General features: G+C 58.2%; 1 rRNA gene. It reads left to right on the plus strand.

Annotated elements, in window-relative coordinates:
• The first annotated feature begins 102 nt into the window (after window positions 1-102).
• A 16S ribosomal RNA gene (locus WFH44_RS21330) occupies window positions 103-1624 on the plus strand.
• Window positions 1625-1976 lie beyond the last annotated feature (352 nt).

Here is a 1976-nt window from a genome sequence, read left to right on the forward strand (position 1 = left end):
CCCCGTGGTGTGCTGCGATGTTTTATCAGCCTGGATTTGAATTTTGTGCATGCCTGGCCGGCTAATTTTCCTTGGCCGGCGGGTGTGTGTCTGTTTGAAACATTAACGGAGAGTTTGATCCTGGCTCAGGACGAACGCTGGCGGCGTGCTTAACACATGCAAGTCGAACGATGATCCGGTGCTTGCACCGGGGATTAGTGGCGAACGGGTGAGTAACACGTGAGTAACCTGCCCTTGACTCTGGGATAAGCCTGGGAAACCGGGTCTAATACCGGATATGACTTCCTGCCGCATGGCGGGGGGTGGAAAGATTTTTTGGTTTTGGATGGACTCGCGGCCTATCAGCTTGTTGGTGGGGTAATGGCCTACCAAGGCGACGACGGGTAGCCGGCCTGAGAGGGTGACCGGCCACACTGGGACTGAGACACGGCCCAGACTCCTACGGGAGGCAGCAGTGGGGAATATTGCACAATGGGCGCAAGCCTGATGCAGCGACGCCGCGTGAGGGATGACGGCCTTCGGGTTGTAAACCTCTTTCAGCAGGGAAGAAGCGAAAGTGACGGTACCTGCAGAAGAAGCGCCGGCTAACTACGTGCCAGCAGCCGCGGTAATACGTAGGGCGCAAGCGTTGTCCGGAATTATTGGGCGTAAAGAGCTCGTAGGCGGTTTGTCGCGTCTGCTGTGAAAGCCCGGGGCTCAACCCCGGGTCTGCAGTGGGTACGGGCAGACTGGAGTGCAGTAGGGGAGACTGGAATTCCTGGTGTAGCGGTGAAATGCGCAGATATCAGGAGGAACACCGATGGCGAAGGCAGGTCTCTGGGCTGTAACTGACGCTGAGGAGCGAAAGCATGGGGAGCGAACAGGATTAGATACCCTGGTAGTCCATGCCGTAAACGTTGGGCACTAGGTGTGGGGGACATTCCACGTTTTCCGCGCCGTAGCTAACGCATTAAGTGCCCCGCCTGGGGAGTACGGCCGCAAGGCTAAAACTCAAAGGAATTGACGGGGGCCCGCACAAGCGGCGGAGCATGCGGATTAATTCGATGCAACGCGAAGAACCTTACCAAGGCTTGACATGGGCCGGATCGCCGCAGAAATGCGGTTTCCCTTCGGGGCCGGTTCACAGGTGGTGCATGGTTGTCGTCAGCTCGTGTCGTGAGATGTTGGGTTAAGTCCCGCAACGAGCGCAACCCTCGTTCTATGTTGCCAGCGGTTCGGCCGGGGACTCATAGGAGACTGCCGGGGTCAACTCGGAGGAAGGTGGGGACGACGTCAAATCATCATGCCCCTTATGTCTTGGGCTTCACGCATGCTACAATGGCCGGTACAAAGGGTTGCGATACTGTGAGGTGGAGCTAATCCCAAAAAGCCGGTCTCAGTTCGGATTGAGGTCTGCAACTCGACCTCATGAAGTCGGAGTCGCTAGTAATCGCAGATCAGCAACGCTGCGGTGAATACGTTCCCGGGCCTTGTACACACCGCCCGTCAAGTCACGAAAGTTGGTAACACCCGAAGCCGGTGGCCTAACCCGTTTGGGAGGGAGCCGTCGAAGGTGGGACCGGCGATTGGGACTAAGTCGTAACAAGGTAGCCGTACCGGAAGGTGCGGCTGGATCACCTCCTTTCTAAGGAGCGCCTCAAACCGTTTCGTGCCTTCCAGTGTGTTGGTTGCGGGGGTTTGCAGGAGAGCCCGTTGCGGATGCGTTTGTTATCCGGCGGGTGCTCGAGGGTGGAATATCAACGGATTCGGTGGCTTTTGCGGTTGTTTCATGCCAGTACGGTGCCCTTTTGGGGGTGCCTGGAACGTGTGGGGCGGTTCGCGGGGGTTCATCTTTTGGCACACTGTTGGGTCCTGAGGCAACAGGGACCTTATTTTCTGCGCAGTGCGTAGGGGAGCGGGGGCCTGTGGCTTCTGGTGTTCCCGCGCCGGCCGGGGATCATTGTTTGCGGGCGGGGCTTTCGGGTCTGGTCCGCGGG

It is taken from the genome of Arthrobacter sp. USHLN218 (genome assembly GCF_037144715.1).
Lineage (GTDB): Bacteria > Actinomycetota > Actinomycetes > Actinomycetales > Micrococcaceae > Crystallibacter.